The sequence below is a fragment of the Salinactinospora qingdaonensis genome (assembly GCF_039539445.1).
GTDB classification, from domain to species: Bacteria; Actinomycetota; Actinomycetes; order Streptosporangiales; family Streptosporangiaceae; genus Salinactinospora; species Salinactinospora qingdaonensis.
Window position 1 is genome coordinate 78,110 of sequence record NZ_BAABDD010000019.1, and the last position, 18,925, is coordinate 97,034.

Genomic DNA, 18,925 nt, shown 5'->3' on the forward strand with positions numbered 1-18,925 from the left:
GCAGCACGCAAGCCGGGCAGACACTCACGCACCGCCCCATCCCACGGCCTTGGTGATGTGGGGGCCGGTACCGGCGACACCCGTGAAAAAACCGCCATCACTGTCCGGTTGGGAAAGCCGGTGAGGTGACCTCAGGGATGCGCGCCACCGATGTGTGGCCGCCAGATCCCCGGGGCCGTGGCGGGTCACGCCTGGGCGGCCGGCGCCTCGATCCGGACATCGTGCTTGCCGACCTTGGGGCGCGAAAACGCCAGGAGGTGGCGTGCCTGCGTGGTCAGGGCGTCCTCGGCGCCGGCGGGCAGCGGCTCGAAGGGGGTGAGGGTCAGCGTCGCCCTGGTCGTGGTGGCCTTGGTCTTCCACGTGCCCACCACCATGCCGTCCCACAGGGCGGCGGCGTGAACGCGCAGGTTCTTGGTGACCAGGCGGGGGGCGGTGCGCTTCGGCGATGATGCGGGTGCGGTCGGCGTGGGCTAGTAGCAGGCTGTCGAACTCGGGCAGCAGTCGCGCCGGGGCGGGCGTGTCGGCAGCGGGACGCGGAGCCTCCGGCAGGTCGAACAGCTCCCGGCTATCCTCGTCGACGAAGGTGCGCAGCCGCGGGCGCAGCTCGTCGAAGACGGAGGCGAGCTTGCCCAGCCCCGACCAGGTTTGGGCGTCGGCGACGGTGGCCGGGCCGAAAGCGGCGAGGTAGGCCAGCACCAGTTCCTTGGGGGACTCGTCGGGGGACAGTTCTCGGCCCAGCCACCGCTCGGCCGGCGTGAACGCGGCGTTGACGGGGAAGGCCCACGGGTCGTCGGTGGGCACCATGACCAGGGGCAACTGGGTGCGCACGGCATAGCCCAGGGCGCGCTCGTCGGCCTCAGGGAAGCGTTCGCTGAGCAGTCTCCGCAGTGTGGTGAAGTCGTGGGGGCGTTCGGCGAGCAGTTCGCGCGCTACCGGCAGCAGCCGCTCCAGCTCCAGTTCGTTGGCGCGGTCGCGCAGCACTCGCATCGCCTGATTCATAACCGGATGCAGCGGCATGCGCCAGGACGTGTAGTCCTCGGAGGTGGTCAGGTGCAGCGTGGCCCGCAGGAACGTGGCCCGAACCACCTCGCGCCCGTGCAGCGCCTCGTGCAGGTGGCGCGGTTCGAAGTCGGCCAGCCGCGTCCACAGTCCCACGAATGGGGGTTTGGGCTCCTGGGCTTGCAGGCCGCCTAGTCGCCGCACCGCGTCGGCGACCGTGGTGTGCTCTCGTTCCAGCAACATCTGGCGCGCCAGCGTGGCCCGGTTGAGCTGCCTGCGGTCCAAGACTTCGGGGAAGGTGCCGTCGTAGGAGGGGCCAGTGGTGGTCATAGGCGTTCGACTCCTGCTCGACTCTCAGTGGCGGAGGCCGCCAACAACGCCGTGACATCACAGCATCTCGGGGCTTTTTCGACGGCGCGAAACCCGTATCCGCGTGCGAGGTGCTCCTCCCGGCCAACCTAGTGGAAGGCGGTGTCAATCTCCCCGCTCCCACCATCGGGGCGAAAACCGTCCGTGGAGCCCGACGGTTGCCACTGCGAGTCAACCGCACCGCCCTGGGCGCGCCCATTGCCACAGCCTCCGGTGACTTCGCTGGACACCGACTCGACGCCGATGCATGACCGGAGCCTGATTGGTGCGGTGACCTCAGCCGTCGCGGCGACGCAGCTTGAGGGTGTTGTCGGTGCGGGTGGCGGGGTTACCTTCCCGGTCGGTGTAGCTGGTCTCGTGGTTGTTCTGAGTAATACGCCATGTCCAAGGCATTCGGGACGGAGATAAGTGTCTATGCTCGTGGCCATGCGTGTTCTGATCATCGGGGCCAGTGGTTACCTCGGCAGCGAGATCCACGAGCAAGCCCTTGCCGCCGGACACGATGTCGTCGGCACCAGTTTCCAGGCCGAAGCGGACGGGCTTGTCCGTGTCGACATCCGCGACCGCGACGCGGTCGGCCATCTCGTCTACGAAGTCCAACCGAACGTGGTGGTCAATGCCGCCTATGCTCAGCAGGACTGGGAGGCGACCGCGGTTGGCCCCGTTCACATCGCCTGGGCTTGCAATCAAGAAGAGGCGCGACTGGTCCACATCTCATCTGATGCGGTGTTTTGCGGTGACCTCGACTCCTACGATGAGATCTGCGCTCCCTCCCCGATGACCAGGTACGGAGCAGCGAAAGCCGCCGCCGAGGTCGGGGTAATCGCCGCGATGGGCGATGCGGTAGTCGTACGGACCTCCTGGATTCTCGGCGATGGCAACTCCGGCTTCGAAGCATTCGTCCGTGCTTTGGCCAACGGTGAAGCCGACGGGGCACTCTTCGACGACGACATCCGCTGCCCGGTCCACATCGCAGATCTGGCTGCGGCAGTATTGGAGGTGGGCCGTCTGAACTACGGGGAGTTCACGGGCCTGCTGCATGTGGCCGGTTCGGATGCGCTGTCGCGCTACGAGTTGGGGTGCCTAATCGCCGAACGCGACGGGCTCGAAGCCGGCATACTACCGAAGGCGAGCAAATCCTCTGTGGGCGTGAAGGGCATGGTTGTGCGCCTCGACGCGAGCAGGAGTCGCGGTCTGTTGACCACGAAAGTTCGCGGGGCGCATGAGTTCACGGCCAGCAACATCGTCCCGAGTGCAGACAGCGGTAGTCGTACTTGAGGTGAGTGATGTGGCCGCGGTGGTAGCGGTCGTGCATCGGCACCCACAGCGTTAGTCGTGCCGCCGACACCGGCTGTGGCTTCCCCGTAGTGAACAGGTCCTCGTCATTTGGGAAAGCGAGTTCGGCGTTGAGGTCGAGCTCGCTGTCGAGTAGGGCGAGCATCGCTTCGGTCTGCTCAGCCAGTATGGCCATGCCATTGTCGAGCGGCGGCGTATCAGGAACGACGATCGCTGGGTCCAGGACGCGCAATTCGCGAGGGAACCCGGAGCCGAACCGGGTCTGCCATGCGCTATCGCGGACCAAAGTGGCAGCGTTACCCCCGACGAGCGCGGCTTGGACAAGGTTGTCGAATCCAGCTATGTGGACTACAAGGGTACGGATCGAGATCTTCCCGGACGGATCGAGGCCCGGCCAGGAGGCGACGTCGTCATCTACGTCGGCGAGAGCCTTGGCGATCAGGTCGCGGCCCTCGCAGTAGAGAGACCGGAGCAGCTTGGCGAAGTCAGTCTCAGGCGGCACGGGCTCCCCTCTCACTTGGCGTGGTCTGCGCGCCCTGGAGTAGCGCGACGAACTCGGGGAGACCTTCGGATGCGGTTTTGTGGCACACGTAGTCGCCGTCCTGAGCGCCTTCGAGAGGGTAAGGCGCGAAGGTTCCGTCAGCGTCCCAGAACCCCTCAGGGTCGAGGAAAAACACTTTCATCCCTGCTTCCCGAGCACGGGCCTCGACCCGACGCCGATCGGCATGGTTACCCACCACGAGTAGAGCCTTGGTCTCCGGCAGCAGTGGAACGTGAGGGATCTTCTGGTCGTAGCGGCGAACGAAGCACTCTGTGAGGCCAGCGCGAGCGGTGAGGACATCGAAGTTGTTCGTGATGATCGGCCCGACTATGAATCCGTTGCGGGCCAGCCAGCCGAGAGCGTCGAGGGCCGGGGGCGGCTTGGCCTGGAAACAGGCTTGATACATCTCGCAGAACTCGGTGAACTTGTTTTCGGGCGCCACTAAGACCTCTTCGAGGAGGCGGTCATCGTCGACGTTGAGGATGAAGGGGGCGGCGCCGGGCTTATTGTCGTGGCGGGTGGTGACTCGGTAGATCTCGTGGAGACGGTGCAGGGGCGGTATACCAGCCTCAACGGAGGTGCCGCAGCCGACCTCGACCTGGAAAGGCACGTGGGCAGCCAAGGGAGCCAGCGAGTCGATCAGTATCGGGGCGCCAGGAAGATCCTTAATGCGTATCCCATCGGCAAGGACTTGCCAGGGGCGGGCGACCACGTCAGCGCCAGGGTCGCACCCATCGGAGGTTATGGTTACCTGCAAGGAAGCATAGTCGGCCGGGATATTGCGGCCAGCGGCAGTGTCCTGAGGGTGGATGTCGAAACGGTGGAGCCGGATGCGCAGGTCGCCGCGCCGCCAGGTACCGTCCTTGTCAGAGGCCCATCCGCCGGCGCCCAGCCAGTAGCTAACCTGCTCATGGTAGGCGTCGATCTCGGTCGCAGGGTATGTCACGCAGTAGTACAGGTAGAAATCCACCATGCACAGGCTCGTACCGATCACGTCATAGCGGTACCAGTAGTGGACGATCCGGCGGCGGGCCGAAGCCTCCTCACTCCAGCCGGACTGCTCGGCGTTGCGCTGGTCCTGGGTGCGCCGCCAGATTCCTTCTTCGATATCGCGGCGCCGGTCAGGACCGGAGGCGAAGTGGGTGGCCCACTGGCTCAGACCGGACGGATCGAGTTCGAGGACGTGATAGGGAAAGCGCATCGCTCACTCTTCCTTCAGAAGCTGCCCACAGCGTTCTTCTCTGGGGCGTTGCCGCAGCGTTTGATTACGCGCAACTCAACTACAGCGTGTTGTCCTGCCATGAGGGTAGAGTGAGAAAGGATGCACGCTCCGTTCACTCCTCGATCTGGAAGGCACCATGGCTCCAGACAGTACGGTCAGCGGCGTGGGTGGCGGCTTCGCCGTCGAGTTCCGCCATTGGCTGGAGGTCTCGGGGAACTCGCGTGGAGCCCTTGCCAAGAAGATCGGGTACGACCGTTCCTATGTCTCCAAGATCGCCTCAGGTGCCGAGCCCGGATCGCTGGCTGTGGTTGCTGCCTGCGACAAGGAGATGAAGGCTGGCGGAGCCTTGGTCCGGTCGTGGAAGATCGAGCATTCTCACCCCAAAACCACCTGGCCCCATGTGGTCGAATCGCCCGCGGACGGGGCCAGCTTGATCGTCGAACGTGATCATGCTGAGTTGCGATTCGATGATGGGCTTTATCGGCTCACGCAGCGTCGGCGATTGACTAACCACTCGGGCCGACCGGTCACCCGTTACCTGATCCGTATTGCTGTCGACCGCTATCCCGGCCGCCCCGAACGGTCTAACGCCTTCTACCGTGAAGCCCCACTGACATGGGAAATGCTCGATCTCCAGGCGTGGTGGGGAGAGGACCGCGCTGAGCCACTCGATTGGGAGGTCCAACACGACCGGGACGCTTTTAAAGAGGTGTGGCTGCGGTTTGAAGGGAAGTCCGGACAGCGGTTCGACCTCTACCCGGGCCAGTCGGCCTGGATCGAATACACCTACACCGTGCCCGAGACCCACTGGGGTAACTGGTTCCGCCGCGCAGTGCGCCACTCGACCCGGCATCTAGAGATCCGACTCGATCTGCCCGCACACTTCGATCCGGCTGTGTGGGGCATCGCCCCCTCCATGACTGGCGATGACATGCCTTTAGAAAGCCCGATCGGTATCGAGCAAGCCGGGCCTCGGCGTGTCTACACCTGGTCGACTGAGGACCCACCGCTACATGCCCGGTATAAACTCGAGTGGTCATGGCGGTCTCGCACCTATGATGAATCGGTGAACGCCTTGCCCAGTCAGGTCATGGCCGGACTCGGCATCGTCCAGGAAGGCGATGCCTTGCTGCGCAAGACAAGCCAGGTCTTCGACCTTCCTACCGAGGCTGAGGACGCGCGCCGCGTCGTTGGTGAGCTCCATCAGGCGCTCGACCGCGTCGCAGCGGTCCACACTTTCGGCAAGGGCAAAGGGATCGCGGCCCCACAGATCGGCATCGACCGAGCAGCAGCCTTGGTCTGCCCACCGAGCGCTGAGCCGATCGTGTTACTTAATCCCCGCCTCGTCGAGACCGGTATCGACACCGACCTCCAGTACGAGGGCTGCCTGTCCTTCTTCGACACTCGCTCGAAGATCCCCCGGCCGCTGCGTATCGCTGTCGAGCACATCGATTTCGACGGGACCGTGCACATTACCGAGTTCGACCGCGGTGCCGCGCGCCTGGTCGCCCACGAAGTCGACCACCTCCACGGCATTCTCTGCTCTGACCATTTACCTAAGGGGGAGCGGCCGATCCCCGTCGAGGTCTATAAAGGCACCGGCACCTCCTGGCGATACAGCCGTTGACCCGAAAGACGATCCCCCACCACCCCTCCAGGCCCCGGATATAAACATCGGAATCCCGGCACTGTGACACGCCGCAGCCCGGTGTCAACTGGTTTTATGGGCTCCGCGCCTCTTCAGGTGGGCCTTGGAGAGCTGTTGACTACCGTCGGCGCAGCTTGAGGGTGTTGTCGGTGCGGGTGGCGGGGTTACCTTCCCGGTCGGTGTAGCTGGTCTCGTGCTCCTCGCTGCGCAGCACCTCCCAGTGCTGCGGTTCGAGGTCGAGGGAGTCGAGGACTTCCCGAGGCGTGGGCAGGTGCATGTCGGCGTGCGGGTTGTCCTGACCGCCGGGAGGCGCGGCGTGGCCCACGATCAGCAGCACCCCGCCGGGGGCGACGGCCGCGGCGGCGCTGCGCAGGATCTGCTCGCGCGGCATGTCGCCGGGGGAGTGCAGGAAGTGGGCGGAGACCAGGTCGAACACACCGGCGGGAAACGACGCGGCGAGGTCGTGGCGCTGATAGTCGATCCGCTCGGCCGCGCCGGCCTCGGCTGCGTGCCGGGCCGCGCGCTCCAGGGCGGCGCGGGAGATGTCGACGGCGGTGACCTGCCAGCCCTGCCGGGCCAGCCACACCGCGTCGGCTCCCTCGCCGCAGCCCAGATCCAAGGCGCTGCCCGGTCGCATGCCGGCGACCTCTCGCACGAGGGCGGCGTTGGGTTTACCGCTCCAGACGCGCTCGCTCTCGCTGTAGAAGGCGTCCCAGAACTCCTCTTCGGAGGCGTGTTCGGTGGTGTGCTCGTGGGGCATGGGTGGGTCCTCGCTTCCTGGCTTTCCCGGCCCGCGGGTAACCGTTGCCCGCCGCAGCGGGGCATACCCCGAGCCGGCGGATGTTTTCGCATGTGACAGCGGTGCTTCGGTGTCTTACCGCTGTCTCATCCGATACTCCGGCACACCACTCAGGAGAGCAATTTTTCTTGCCGAGACGGCAAACACCGCCGACCCTCTCGCCATGCCCGTCGCCCTTCCACTGCCGGCGAGCGGTCCCCTGGGCGCAGATCCGGTCAGGATTTGAGGCCCACCCCGGCGTGTTCCCAGATGGTCTTGGCGGGGTCTTGCGGACGGAGGCGGGGGGTCACGCCCTCGTTACGCCACGTGTGGCAGTCCACGAGCTGCGGCCGGCCGGTGCCGGCCAGGTCGGGAGGAACGATCTCGAGGCCGGCCAAAGCCGCAGCGCACTCCTCGGGAGCGCGCACCCGCCCCCATGGCACACCGCTGTCGTGGACTCGTGCGGTGAACCGGGAGGCGGCCTCGCTGTCGTCGGAGCACAGGTGCGAGTAGACCACCGCTGACCCCGAAGGCATGTGGGCGAGGTAGTCGCGCACGAGCCGGAAGGGGTCATCGCTGTCGGGGAAGCAGTGCAGCAGCGACACGAGCATCACACACACCGGCTCGCTGAAATCGAGCAACCGCTGGGTGTCGGCGTCGTTGAGCACACGGTCGACCTCGCGCACATCGGCGGTGATCACGGTGGTGTTGGGGTTGTCGGCCAGAATCGCGCGGCCGTGGGCGAGCACGATCGGGTCGATGTCGACATAGACCGCACGCGCTTCGGGAACGGCGCGCTGCGCGATCTCGTGGGTGTTCTCCGCGGTGGGCAGCCCCGCGCCCAGGTCGAGGAACTGTCGCACCCCATGGTGGGTGACGACGTGATCAACTGCGCGCTTGAGAAAACCTCGGTTCTCGTGGGCCAGTCTTTTCGTGCCGGGGCTGAGCTGTTCGAGCGCTTCGCCGAGTTCACGGTCGGGGCCGAAATTGTCCTTGCCGCCCAGCAGGTAGTCGTAGGCGCGCGCGACCGTGGGGGTGCTCATATCCAGTTCGGGGGGAAAGCGTCGAACAGCGTCATCGCGGTCGACCATAGGGGGTCCAATCAACGATCAGGGGAGAAATAGCGTCAAGCCAGACGTTCTATAGCGTAGTAACGCAATCGGCGCTGCGCTGCTGGAAACGTCGAGTCCATCTCCGCTGCCCTCGACGGGATCGAGGGGATTAAAGCCGAACCGAGCCGGCTCTCTCCGCTCCTGTAGTCATGACACGCGCCCGCTGACTCTGGCTTTCGCGAAAGAGACGGCGTGGGGGTCAAGCGCGTCCGCGCAGTCCCTGCCGCAGTACCCGGTACAGATTGTGGCCGTCACCGACGGGCAGCAGCATGGAGAGCGGATGGGCCAGCAACAGGATGCCGGACCACACCAGCAGCGGGGGCGATGTCCCGGCCAGGGCGAGAACGGCCCAACAGCAGGGCGGGGGCGAGGGGGCCGGCCACGATGACGCCGATCTCGTGCCCTGGCGACAGAGCGGGCCGGTGCAGGCTCGCTCCGGCCCGAGTGAGCTGAAGCTCGGCCGGGCGGGAGCCGGCCAGCGCCCGGAATGCGAGAACGTGGCCGCACTCGTGCACAACGATGCCGGACCAGGCGATCACGACGCTGCCTGCCAGGACCGCGATAGCCCACCACCCCGCCGCCCATGCCAGGGCGGACAGGAGCGCGGCGGCAAGGAGGACAGGCCATGCCAACAGGTGCATGTGCCACACGGTCGCCCACAGCGACCGTCCCAGCCGACTCGGCAAGGCCACCCGGCGGGGAACCATCGGCTCACCCATGGCGGGGACGCTTGGTCATCCGCCGAGCGACACCCACGTAGGCGGCCAGCAAAACGGCGGTGGTCACCAGGGCCGACAGCCATGCGGAAGGGACGACCTCTCCTGCGGCCCACGTCGCGGCGGCGTAGACGATGGTGGTGGTCACGGCGGTCAAACCGACACTGAGGGGTTGTTCATGGCTGTAGGGCACCAAAGCACCGGCCAGCATCGCTGCGGCCCAGGCCGGCAGAACGAGCAGCAGCAGGCTCACGCTGGTGGCGGGAACGAGCAGCCCGGTAGTGAAGGCCACCGCCAGCGCTGCAAGGGCCGCCACTGTCGCGGCGAGCAGGCAGGCCAGGGCTTTGGGCCACGCCCACGCCGCCGGCCGCGCCAGGAGGACTTCGCCGATCCAGTGGGAGGGCAGGGTGAGACCGACCGACTGCATCCCGGCGAAGAAGAACACCAGGAACAGTCCGGAGGCAGCCAGCCGGACCACCTCGGTGCCGGTGGCGCCGTAGAGCACTGTGGCTGCGACTACCCCGACGAAAGCGAACAGGATCGCTACGGCGTACTGCGGAGCGCGCACCAAGACGAGGAGTTCGTACCAGACCCGGGCGGCTGCCTGCCCGGAGGGCCAGGGCAGCCGCGCCAGCAGCCGGGAGGGACGATCGACGCGCTCCTCGGGTAGCACGCTCATCGCCCACGCCCCCGCTCCCAAGGCCATGACCGTCCATACGGCGAGCACGGCCGCGGCCGGTAGCGAGGACAGCGCCTCAGCGGCTGTGCGGTGGGGGAGCACCCACCACACGTTTGAGGTGGGTGCGGGAGCGGCCAGATCGTGCCACACAGCGGCGAACGCCCCGGCCAAGACGACAGCGCCAGCGATGCCGAGACCATGGTGCAGCGGTAGCCGCGCGCGGCGTAGCGCCCACACCGCGGTGTTGAACAGCGGGATCGCCACCGCGTGCACGGTCACCACCAACGCCCCCACGGCCGCGAGGCCCGCCAGGAGATGAGTACCTCCGGTCAGGGTCATCTTCAGCGAAGGGGAGGTCATCGCGAGGGTGGTCAGCACCGACAGCGCCACCATCGGCAGTTGCGCTCCCACTCGTGTGACGAAGCGCGAGACCGGAAGTAGCTGAGCTATGACGGTCAGGGAGGTCCGGCGGGGCGCCAACACCTGGAACATCACCGCGCTGGCCGCTGCCACGAGGGTGACCGAGGCCAGCGCGACCAGGTGAACTCGCCTCGCCGCTGCGGGGGAGATTTCATCGAAGGCCGGAATGACCCCGCTGATGAACGCGGAAACGGCACCGAGCAGGCCCAGCAGCGCCAGCCCAATGACGGTGACAGCGCGTTGACTGATGCCGAAGGTTCCCGCCAGTTCCCGGCGCCAGGCGAGGTTGACGGTGCCGGCCATGACCCACATCTGCCTCATCGACGCTGCGCCCGTACCCCGCTCAGAGCCCCGATCACGGCTCCCACCGCGACCAGCGTCAGTACACCTGCCCCGTTCACTCCCAACTCGAAGGAGAACGAGCCGTCAGCGTCGGGAGCGGTGACGCCGGCGTCCCACAGGCCGGGGATGGTGTACACGGTCTCTTGCCACAAGCCGACTCCGAACGTCGCCATACCGGCGAGAACGACCAGCAGGCCGCCCACAGCGGCCCCGAGCAGGGTGCGCTTCCAGATGATCATGTGGCCATCTCCTGGGAGAACGCGTCGGACAACTCTGCCATGTGAACCTCGCGCTGAGACGCCAGCCCGGTGACGGAAAGAAAGAGTTCCTCCAAATGAACCGCCTGGTGCTGCTCCAGCAGGGTCGCAGGATTTCCCTGAGCGACGGTGTCGCCTTCATGAAGGAGGGTCACGTGGTCACAGTCGCGTTCGGCCCGGAGCATGTCGTGGGTCGCGACGAGAACGGCGCCGCCGGCCTGGGTGAATGTGGTGATCAGCTCTCGTAGTACCGCCGCCGCGTCGGGATCAAGACCTCGGAACGGCTCGTCGAGCACCAGAAGAGAGGGCTTGTGCATCACCGCGGCGATCACCTGGAGCTTGCGCTTCATGCCGTGGGAGTACTCGGCGATGGTCCTGTTGAGCGCGTTGGAGAGGTTGAAGGCGTCGGCCAGACGCGCAGCGGTCGCGGTGTCGTCACGCTGGCGCAGGCGATGGTGGAAGGTGAGGTATTCGTTTCCCGTCAATGATCCCGGCAATGGGAGGTCGTCGGGTGCCATGCCGATCAGGGGCCGCGAGGTCTTGTGTGAGACGGGGACGCCAAGGACAGTGGCCTGACCGTGGTCTGGGGTGTCCAAACCGGTGATGAGGTGAAGGCAGGTGGTTTTGCCCGAGCCGTTGGGGCCGAGCAGACCATGGACCTTTCCGGCGTGCGCCGTGAACGAGACACCGTTCAAAGCAGTGCATTCTCGGAAGCTCCGGACGAGTTCTGACACGGCGAGCACGGGCTCTTCCCGCATGCCTCCACCTCATCCTTTCGGAGTCGAGAACGAAGTTAACTCACGTCACTGGCTAAAGGTTGCACTCCAGTTGAGCCTTCATGTTGATCGTGCCCTCTTCGAGGACTGTGATACCGCCGGTGAAACTGCCGCCCTTGTCGAGGCAGTAGGCGTATGCCCAGGCGCGCAGCCCGCCTGCGCCGACCACCACGACAATCGCAACTACACGGCGTCGAAGTCCACGGTGGCCTCGGAGAATTCCGCGCCGCTGAGGTCGGCGCCGTCGAAGACGACGCCGGTGAAGTCGTAGTTCTTACCGCGCCATCTGGTGTCGTCGCGGAGGTGGTCGCCGATGATGCGCAAGATGGTGTGGCGCACCTCCCGGAACGCGGCGAATTCCAGATCGCGGGTGCGGTGGTTGTCGCGCTGCTCGACACCGGCATCGCCTGGCAAAGCATCCGGGGCGGACTCGTAGACCATGCGTAGGTAGGCGCACAGCACGTCGATGACCGTCTGCACCTGCTCGTCGGAGGGGGCGTCGCCGGCGAGGTGGGCCAGGGCGTGGACGGCGCCCAGGCGCACGGCGGCGTGCTCGCTGCCCTTCGGTGTAGGCGGCGGTGAAGCGCTCGTTGAACAGTCGGGTGACCTCGCGTTGCCGCCGTTCTCGGTGGTGCGTTGGTGCCGGTAGTGGAGGATGAGTAGGGCTACCGCCCCAGGCCGGCCACGATCGCGAACGCGCGGGTAGCGATGGCGTCCAACCCTTTGGGGGTGAGTTCCTCAGGCGGCGTCCGCTCGGGAGTGCCCAACACCAGCCACGCCACCACGACCATCACCGCTACTCTGACGCGCGATTGCCCAAGCCCCGCGACATCCCCACTCGGCAGCGGGGGCAACAACGGTGCGGGGACCGGAAGGGGCGGCAGCGGGGCCGCCCCTTCCCGATGGCGGGGTTAGCTGAAGTAGATGTACAGCGCGTAGTCAAAGGGGTAGTTCGGGTCGTTCAGGGTGTCGCACCGCCACGAGTGGGCGTCTGAGTTGTATTCGACGACGTCTTGGCCCATGCTCCAGCACGTCTCAGCGTCCATAAGCCGCGCGTACAGCTCCCATCCGGAGGCGGCCGCGGGCGTGGCGGTTACGGCGATCATGGTGAAGACACCGGCGACAGCGGTGGCGATACGACGAGTAGCGCGCATTGCGAGCTCCAAGGGTGGGGGATGTTTCCACCGGAAGCCTAGGTGTCAAAGTGCCATATAGTGAACTCTAGTGGCCGAAAGTGCCCATAAGGGACATAAGGCCACAAAATCTCCCGCCTTGAATGGCAGGATTGGCCCGGGCTTGAGGGGCAGAGCTGCCACGTGTAGCCAAGCTGTGCCCGTGGGTATCCGCTGTCTGTCATCGATGGCCCTGCCGGGGCGAAAGCACTGGGGACGGCAGGTACTCGCGCGGCGAAGGCGGCATCGCTGTCCAAGAAGATCCTGCATCCCCACAGGTGAGCCAGCATGGGCATCTGAGAGGCCGACACAATCAGAGATGATGACTCGGGCGGCATCGCCCGCCACTCCCTGTTTCCCCTCTCGTTGGCTGGAGATCTTGCGCATGATGGCGCCTTCGCATGCCATGACCGGTGTGCTCACCGGTGTGGCGGCCACCTTCGTGGCCGCGCCCCTGCTCGCCCCCGACCTGTGGACCACCGCGACGACAGCCGTCCTCACCGCCGGCGCCGCGCTCCTGCCCGACCTGGACCATCCCCAGGCGACCGCCACCCGCAGCCAGGGCCCGGTCTCACGCGCGGCCTGCACGGGGGTGCGGGCCCTGTCGGCGCGCGTGTGGCGCGCCACGGCCACGCCCCGCGACGGGGGAGGCTGGGACGCCGACGGGACGCACCGCCACCTCTCACACACCGTGCCCGCGGCGCTGCTCGTGGGGCTGGTGGCCGGGCTGGTGTCGCTGTGGTGGCTGGGGGCGCTGCTGGTGGCGTGGCTGCTGGCCTCGCTGGCGCTGCGGGGCCTGTTCGGGCGGGCTGCCCGCTCGTGGCTGGCGGTCTCCGGCGTCGCGGCTGTGGTCGCCGCGCTCGCGGTGGTGGTGGCCGACCTGCCTGCCTGGTGGCTGGGGGCGCTGGTCGCGGTGGGGATGGTGACCCACGTGCTCGGCGACGCGCTCACCCCGGCGGGAGTACCGCTGCTGTGGCCGCTGGCGCGCCGCGGCAGCCGCTGGTGGATGGTCTCGACACCGTTCACGCTCACCACCGGCACCCGCGGTGAAAAAGCCGTCCAGGTGATCTCCGGCGCGGGCACCGTCTCGCTGGTGCTCCTGCTGGCCGCTTGAACAGCCTGTCCTGGTCAAGCCACGGCTAAGGGCTGTACCCGCCCCGACCGCCGTGGACAGAGGCGGGCGGGGAGGGGAAGCGGTCAGGGCGATCGGTTTGACGTTTCCCTGGGCACGTGTCCGCCTCCGGACACGAAAAGCACTTGTACTGCCTCAGTTCGTTGCGACAGGCTGATGGCAGTCGAATATTCGCGACTATAAGAAACGGGGATACGATGCGGATGACGTTCTTGGGAACCGACAGTGAGAACGGCAAGTGCCCCACCCTCTACAAGACCGACCGCGGCACGCTCATCGTGCAGGGGTACAAGGTCACCGACACCGAAGCGCTGGGTGACGTTCGGGACCTCGCGGATAACGAGACGCTCGTGGAGATCCCTCGCGAGCTCCTCCGATACGCTCAGGAAAGGGAATGACACATGCGGACACTCCTCACTGAGGACGAGTTCGCCCGACAGTTCAAGGAGTTCGAACACACCGCGTGGAAACTCGAAGTCCGCGACCGCTACAACGTGGCAGAAGAAGAGGAGACGATCCAGCGCTTCCTCGCCACCGGCGATCTCGGTCGCGACGAGGATCATGCCCGTACCTCCTCATGGCATCGCAACATCACCGAGCGCTGTAAGGAGGGTGCCACCTGGCAACGTGTCCGCGTGGTTTCCGAACCGTTGAGCGACTACATCACCTGGGAACACGCAGTCACCCGCTTCAATATCGAAGCCGGCGAGGACATACGGTGGCTGCCCCGCCACCATCCCGCGGTGGCCCGTCTTCCCGCCTTCGATTTCTGGCTCTTCGACAGTCGGTGGAGCTGCATCCTGCACTTCGACGAGGATGACGTCCCCTATGAACTCGAACGGATCGATGACCCGGCCACGGTCGCCCAACACTGCCAGTGGCGTGATATAGCGTGGCATTACGCTATTCCGCACAGCGAGTACGCCCCCCAAGTCATCCAGCGGTTCAATAACTAGGTGTCCTACAGCATCGAACAAGCCCGCCGCGATCTCGGGCGGCGACTCCGCGAGCTGCGCGACTCTGCCGGCCTGACCGGAACGCAGCTCGCGGAGCGGTTGACGTGGAGCCAACCCAAGGTGTCCAAATTCGAGACCGGACGACAGGTTCCCAACGCCGCCGAGATCACCGTATGGGCGCGTGCCTGCGGGCAGGCCGATGCAGCCGAGGGCCTCATCGAACGGCTCAACGATCTGGAATCGATGTGGGTCGAGTGGAAGCGCCAAGTCAGCGGGGGCCTTGGCGGTATCCAGTCGCGGATGGCCGACGAGGAAGAACATGTCGGGCTCTTTCGTGTCTTTGAGTCCGTGATCATCCCAGGGCTGCTACAGACTCCCGACTACGCACGCGCCGTGTTGGAGTCGGTCAACCGCAAGAACGGCACCTCTATCGGGGTTGACGACGCGGTAGGGCAACGGATGCGACGCCAGGAGATCCTGTACCGGCGCGACAAGCGCTTCTGCTTCCTTATCGGTGAGGCGGCAGTGCGCCAGCGGCGCGGCGACCGAGACGTGATGGCGGGGCAGCTCGATCGGCTGATCGCAGCTTCGGGGCTTTCCACCGTCTCGTTGGGGATCGTCCCCTTCGACACCGACCCTGCCTACATCCCGTTACACGGCTTTTGGATTCAGGATGAGGAATCGGTCGTTATCGAGACGGTTTCCGCTGAACTCACCCTGACGCACCGCAACGAAGTCGAACAATACCTTCACGTTTTCCAGATGACTGCTTCTGCTGCCCGCTTCAACGGCGATGCCCGCTCCCTGCTCAACCGGATATCCAAGGAGAGCACCGGCTGATCCGGGATCATACCGGAGCGCGAGGCCACCAGTCCTCTTTATTCGAAGTTATTCGCACAATATATGAGCGATGAACTTTCGGGTGAATAATCAAGAATTTCTATGGTCACCCTCCAACACTTTCTCTAGATTCCTCGGTAGGAACTCTACGAGGAGGTGCTGTGGAAGAACAGATGGACGATATTCCCGACGTGATCGAACTTGATGACGCGGCTACGTTGACTCGGGGCGGTGAGGAACAAAGCATCGAGCACAAGCAATCGCCCTACGACTGATCTGCTCTCTTCCTTTCTTACCCCGCGTGGCAGCCCGGCAGTGGGCTGCCACGGCCTGAACTGCTGGAGGTTGTCAATGCGATGGCTCGGCGGCTGCGCTCCCGGAACGGCGCCCACTCCACTTCCTGCGGAGGCCGATCTGCTGTGGCGTGACCCACCCCTGTGAACAGTAGGATCATGGCAGCCTCGGCGCATCCGCACCTGTACCCGCGGCAGTGTGCGCTTGGCCGTGATCGGCCCCTGTTCGGCCAGCACCTCAGATCTGGCCGCCACTGTACTCGCCCCCGACCTGGCCACAGTGATCGCTGCCTGGGCCGGTTCTTTCACCGTGATACGTCGCAGTGAGGCGAAAGTGGAGATCCTCACCGATGCTTCCGGTGCGTGTCCGGTGTACACCACTCAGACCGAGGAAGGTCGGACGGTGTGGGGCTCCAGCGCGCGTGCATTGGCTGCCCTCATCAACGCTGAGGTAGACCCTTGGTGGCTGGCTACCTATTTAACCGACAAACACGCCGATCTCCCAGGGCGGAGCGCTTGGTCAGGCGTTGGATTGGTTCCACCGGGCCACCGTTTGATCTTGACTCCCGACGACATGACCCTCACCCGGTGGTGGCGCCCTAAGCTCCGGTCTCACGCTGCGGGCATACAGCGTCTCCGCAACGCACTCCTCGGAGGCGTACACTCGCGAGTCGTTGGTCTACCGGCCTCGACTGATCTGGCGGGCGTGGATTCGACAACGTTGACGATCATCGCCGCTGGGGTGGGACCGGTCACAGGGATTACGGGCTATCCCAAGGGAGCCGCTGGCGGTGGAGATCTGGCTTACGCACGTGCTTTAAGGATTCCCGGCCTGACCCGTGAGTACTTCGTCTGCGCTGTTGACTTCCTCCCCACGGCTAAAGCCGGGGGATTCCAACCAACGGGAGCGCTGGTCGGTGCGGTACTTTCTCGCGGGTTCCCGCTGGTTCCTGCTTCGTAGACCGCCCAACGGCGAGGTCTCCACAGGCTGGCACCGCATGCCCTGCGGCGCTGAGGATGTTCTTGGCGGCGTTGACATCGGCGTGGCACTCGTGGCCGCACCGGGTGCACCGGAAGGCCGCTTGGCTCTCGCGGGACTCCGGTGCCGTGTGTCGGCACTGGTGGCACCTCTGGGACGTGAACGCCGGGTTGACCGTAGTGATGGTGGTACCCGTGTAGCGGGCGGCGCTGCGCAGCGCGGTTTCCAGGCGGTGCCACCCCTTGTCGAGGATGGCCCGGTTCAGTCCCGCTTTCTGGCGCACCCGCTCGCTGGGGGCGTCGGTGACACCCTTAGCGGAGGCTGTCATACCCTTGGTGTTCAGGTCCTCCAGTACGACCGCGCTGTGGCGTGCGGTGAGCCGGTTCGCGGTCTGGGCGCAGAAGTCGGCGCGCCGATCCACCGCCCGGGTGGTTATCCGGCCCATCGCCGCGCGGGTTTTGCGGCGGTTGGCCGAGGTTTTCTTCTGCCGGACCAGCTTGCGTTGGAGACGCAGGTAGCGGGCCTTCTCGCCGGTGGTGGCGAATTCGCGGTCGTGGAACTGGCCGCCGGAGGTGGTGGCCGCCACGGCCACGCCCCGGTCGACACCGACCGGGGCGCCCGGGTGCGACTCGGGGGTGAGTTGGCCGTCTTCCACCAGGAACGACACGAACCAGTGGCCGCCCTTGCGGGAAACGGTCGCCGAGCGGATGGTGCCGCCGAGGGGGCGGGAGATGCGGAAGGCTACCCAACCGAGCTTGGGTAGCTTGGCCCGCCCCCACGTGCGGTTGAGCTTCTCCACCGCGATGAGGTTTCCTGCCGGGAACCGGAACGAGGGGTTCCACCGGTGTTTGGCGCGCCACCGGACGCTGAATGTTCCGTGCCGGCGGCACGCGGCGTCCAGGTCTTTCAACGTCTGCTGGAGGGTGTGCGACGGAGCGGCGGCCAGCCACACCTCGTCGGCCTTGGCTTCGGCCAGTTCGCGGGCCTGGAGGTGGTAGCCACAGAACTCACCCGAGCGCCCACGGGTGTAGCGGTCCACGTACTGGCGGCGCTGGTCCAGGGCGGTGTTCCACACGGCCCGGCAGATATCGCCGAACTCCTGGCAAGCCTTGGCCTGCTGCCCGCTCAGGGCCAGTCGGTACTTACGCCCCGAAAGCATGGAACACCTCCCTTCTCAGCGGTTCTTCTGGTTCTGTACGTAGATCTTGATCTGCTCCAACGGGCGCGCCGCCCACGGTGGCCACGAAGTAGGAGCCATAGCTGGGCTCATGATCGCCACCAGTGTCGCCAGGCGGTAATACTCCCGGTGATCTTGGCGGCCGATGGCGGGGCAAGCGGCCCGGGCCGGGGAGGCGAGCAACGGGAGATCGGGGGCTGCGGTAGTGGGGTGCGCCCCGTCCCCTCCTCGGATACGGGGCGCACCCCCAGGGAAGGCCGGACGACCGGCCGCGCAGGGGGACACGCGGCGAGAGGGAGACCATCCGGCCGAAGGACTCAGCAGATCCCCGACAGCTCCCCGGCCTCAGGCCCAAGGGCTGGAGTCCGGGGGCAGGGGGTGGTCAGGCGTCGCGCCATGCGCTACCGGAGAGGTCGAAGGCCAGGTGGAACCACACTTGGCGGAAGCTCCCCGCTGCGCGGTCGCCCCAGGAGGAGGAGAGGGCATCGACCAGCGCCAGACCGGTACCGGGCTGAGGGATGGCCCCGCGGGCGGTGAAGGCCGCCAGCGAACCTGCCCGCAGCCGGGCGGGCTCGTCGGTGCCGTCGTCGCGACAGGTCAGGGTGAGCCCGCTTTGGCCGCGACGCACCACCAACGTGTAGTTGCAGCCGGGGCGGCCCGAGCGGGTGTGGCCGACGGCGTTGCTCGCCAGCTCGGTGCCCAGCAGGGTGAACAGGTAACGGTACTCGTCGTTCTGCTCGGCCGCGCAGGTGTCCAAAAAGGCGCGCACCAGCGGCAGGAACGTGAACAGACCCGGGAAGTCGTAGCGGCGATACAGGTAGTAGGGCCGATCGGGGCGGCGGTTGAAGTAGTGCCGGTACAGCGGCGGCACCAGGGCGTCCAACGCGACGGTGACCTCGGGCAGCGGCGGCATCGGGGCAAGCGCGGGCATGACGAGAGACTCCTCCTCCGGACACGGGAGCAGACAGGGGGTTATGCAGGCGCCCGCGGCACGATCATGACGGTTCACCGGACACAGGGGCGGACACCCAGTAGCGTGACCCTTATTGACCCAGGGTGATGCGCTGGTCACTGACTACACTCTGAACTATAGACTGGCATTTGCCAATTCTCAAGGGCATCTTTGGAAAATGCCAGAGCCAGTGGAGGGGTCTAAACTGCGATCCATGCGACGAACCCCCAGTCCGTCGGTACGCCTACGCCGACTTGGCCGAGAACTAC

General features: G+C 66.0%; 22 protein-coding genes. 7 read left to right on the forward strand and 15 right to left on the reverse strand.

The window, feature by feature from the left end; all coding sequences use genetic code 11:
• Positions 1 to 24: 24 nt before the first annotated feature.
• A complete protein-coding gene (locus ABD848_RS25070) occupies positions 25 to 1,329 on the reverse strand; it encodes a winged helix DNA-binding domain-containing protein (protein ID WP_425567598.1) in 1,305 nt (434 codons plus the stop codon).
• Between the two features lie 465 nt (positions 1,330 to 1,794).
• Here ABD848_RS25070 and ABD848_RS18020 point away from each other — a divergent pair, with 465 nt between their 5' ends.
• The gene (locus ABD848_RS18020; protein ID WP_344973582.1) at positions 1,795 to 2,646 is read left to right on the forward strand and encodes an SDR family oxidoreductase; all 852 of its coding nucleotides are present in this window, start codon (positions 1,795 to 1,797) and stop codon (positions 2,644 to 2,646) included.
• Here ABD848_RS18020 and ABD848_RS18025 read toward each other — a convergent pair.
• Positions 2,597 to 3,166: a DinB family protein gene (locus ABD848_RS18025; RefSeq protein WP_344973585.1), complete on the reverse strand. Its 570-nt coding sequence runs from the start codon at positions 3,164 to 3,166 to the stop codon at positions 2,597 to 2,599. The genes ABD848_RS18020 and ABD848_RS18025 overlap by 50 nt on opposite strands.
• Positions 3,156 to 4,406 (reverse strand): hypothetical protein, encoded by a 1,251-nt coding sequence (locus ABD848_RS18030; RefSeq protein ID WP_344973588.1) that lies wholly within the window; start codon positions 4,404 to 4,406, stop codon positions 3,156 to 3,158. The genes ABD848_RS18025 and ABD848_RS18030 overlap by 11 nt, the downstream gene beginning before the upstream one ends.
• Positions 4,407 to 4,590: 184 nt before the next feature.
• On the opposite strand from ABD848_RS18030, the gene ABD848_RS18035 reads away from it, so the two are divergent.
• A complete protein-coding gene (locus ABD848_RS18035) occupies positions 4,591 to 6,054 on the forward strand; it encodes a peptide deformylase (RefSeq protein ID WP_344973591.1) in 1,464 nt (487 codons plus the stop codon).
• A 139-nt stretch (positions 6,055 to 6,193) separates the two neighbouring features.
• Here ABD848_RS18035 and ABD848_RS18040 read toward each other — a convergent pair whose 3' ends face one another.
• From ABD848_RS18040 to ABD848_RS18085, 10 genes are all read right to left on the reverse strand, one after another.
• Entirely contained in the window at positions 6,194 to 6,835 is a 642-nt protein-coding gene (locus tag ABD848_RS18040; RefSeq protein ID WP_344973594.1) for a class I SAM-dependent methyltransferase, read from the reverse strand.
• Between the two features lie 254 nt (positions 6,836 to 7,089).
• Entirely contained in the window at positions 7,090 to 7,944 is an 855-nt protein-coding gene (locus ABD848_RS18045) for an SAM-dependent methyltransferase (RefSeq protein WP_344973597.1), read from the reverse strand.
• Between the two features lie 272 nt (positions 7,945 to 8,216).
• Positions 8,217 to 8,684, reverse strand: coding sequence for a hypothetical protein (locus ABD848_RS18050; protein WP_344973600.1), 468 nt, complete (start codon positions 8,682 to 8,684; stop codon positions 8,217 to 8,219).
• On the reverse strand, positions 8,677 to 10,101 hold the full coding sequence (locus ABD848_RS18055) for a hypothetical protein (RefSeq protein ID WP_344973603.1): 1,425 nt from the start codon (positions 10,099 to 10,101) through the stop codon (positions 8,677 to 8,679). Before ABD848_RS18055 ends, ABD848_RS18050 begins: the two co-directional genes overlap by 8 nt.
• Positions 10,098 to 10,361: a hypothetical protein gene (locus tag ABD848_RS18060; RefSeq protein ID WP_344973606.1), complete on the reverse strand. Its 264-nt coding sequence runs from the start codon at positions 10,359 to 10,361 to the stop codon at positions 10,098 to 10,100. The genes ABD848_RS18055 and ABD848_RS18060 overlap by 4 nt, the downstream gene beginning before the upstream one ends.
• The gene (locus tag ABD848_RS18065) at positions 10,358 to 11,137 is read right to left on the reverse strand and encodes an ABC transporter ATP-binding protein (protein WP_344973609.1); all 780 of its coding nucleotides are present in this window, start codon (positions 11,135 to 11,137) and stop codon (positions 10,358 to 10,360) included. The genes ABD848_RS18060 and ABD848_RS18065 overlap by 4 nt, the downstream gene beginning before the upstream one ends.
• A 52-nt stretch (positions 11,138 to 11,189) precedes the next feature.
• Complete coding sequence (locus ABD848_RS18070) at positions 11,190 to 11,324, reverse strand: hypothetical protein (RefSeq protein ID WP_344973612.1); 135 nt, start codon at positions 11,322 to 11,324, stop codon at positions 11,190 to 11,192.
• A gap of 14 nt (positions 11,325 to 11,338) precedes the next feature.
• A complete protein-coding gene (locus tag ABD848_RS18075) occupies positions 11,339 to 11,698 on the reverse strand; it encodes a pentapeptide repeat-containing protein (protein ID WP_344973617.1) in 360 nt (119 codons plus the stop codon).
• Between the two features lie 122 nt (positions 11,699 to 11,820).
• Positions 11,821 to 11,946: a hypothetical protein gene (locus ABD848_RS18080; protein WP_344973620.1), complete on the reverse strand. Its 126-nt coding sequence runs from the start codon at positions 11,944 to 11,946 to the stop codon at positions 11,821 to 11,823.
• Positions 11,947 to 12,066: 120 nt separating this feature from the next.
• Positions 12,067 to 12,309, reverse strand: coding sequence for a hypothetical protein (locus tag ABD848_RS18085; RefSeq protein ID WP_344973623.1), 243 nt, complete (start codon positions 12,307 to 12,309; stop codon positions 12,067 to 12,069).
• Between the two features lie 406 nt (positions 12,310 to 12,715).
• On the opposite strand from ABD848_RS18085, the gene ABD848_RS18090 reads away from it, so the two are divergent.
• The 5 genes from ABD848_RS18090 to ABD848_RS18110 all read left to right on the forward strand — a co-directional run bounded on the left by ABD848_RS18090 (position 12,716) and on the right by ABD848_RS18110 (position 15,530).
• On the forward strand, positions 12,716 to 13,441 hold the full coding sequence (locus ABD848_RS18090; RefSeq protein WP_344973626.1) for a metal-dependent hydrolase: 726 nt from the start codon (positions 12,716 to 12,718) through the stop codon (positions 13,439 to 13,441).
• Between the two features lie 215 nt (positions 13,442 to 13,656).
• Positions 13,657 to 13,857, forward strand: a complete 201-nt coding sequence (locus ABD848_RS18095) for a hypothetical protein (protein WP_344973629.1) — start codon at positions 13,657 to 13,659, stop codon at positions 13,855 to 13,857.
• A gap of 3 nt (positions 13,858 to 13,860) precedes the next feature.
• Positions 13,861 to 14,415, forward strand: coding sequence for a DUF6879 family protein (locus ABD848_RS18100; RefSeq protein WP_344973632.1), 555 nt, complete (start codon positions 13,861 to 13,863; stop codon positions 14,413 to 14,415).
• Positions 14,416 to 15,255, forward strand: a complete 840-nt coding sequence (locus tag ABD848_RS18105) for a helix-turn-helix domain-containing protein (RefSeq protein WP_344973635.1) — start codon at positions 14,416 to 14,418, stop codon at positions 15,253 to 15,255. It begins immediately after the preceding gene.
• A gap of 173 nt (positions 15,256 to 15,428) precedes the next feature.
• A complete protein-coding gene (locus ABD848_RS18110; protein WP_344973638.1) occupies positions 15,429 to 15,530 on the forward strand; it encodes an albusnodin family lasso peptide in 102 nt (33 codons plus the stop codon).
• A gap of 896 nt (positions 15,531 to 16,426) precedes the next feature.
• Here ABD848_RS18110 and ABD848_RS18115 read toward each other — a convergent pair.
• Both ABD848_RS18115 and ABD848_RS18120 read right to left on the reverse strand, forming a co-directional pair.
• A complete protein-coding gene (locus ABD848_RS18115; RefSeq protein WP_344973641.1) occupies positions 16,427 to 17,686 on the reverse strand; it encodes an RNA-guided endonuclease InsQ/TnpB family protein in 1,260 nt (419 codons plus the stop codon).
• Positions 17,687 to 18,086: 400 nt separating this feature from the next.
• Positions 18,087 to 18,635: an ATP-binding protein gene (locus ABD848_RS18120; protein ID WP_344973644.1), complete on the reverse strand. Its 549-nt coding sequence runs from the start codon at positions 18,633 to 18,635 to the stop codon at positions 18,087 to 18,089.
• Between the last annotated feature and the right edge of the window lie 290 nt (positions 18,636 to 18,925).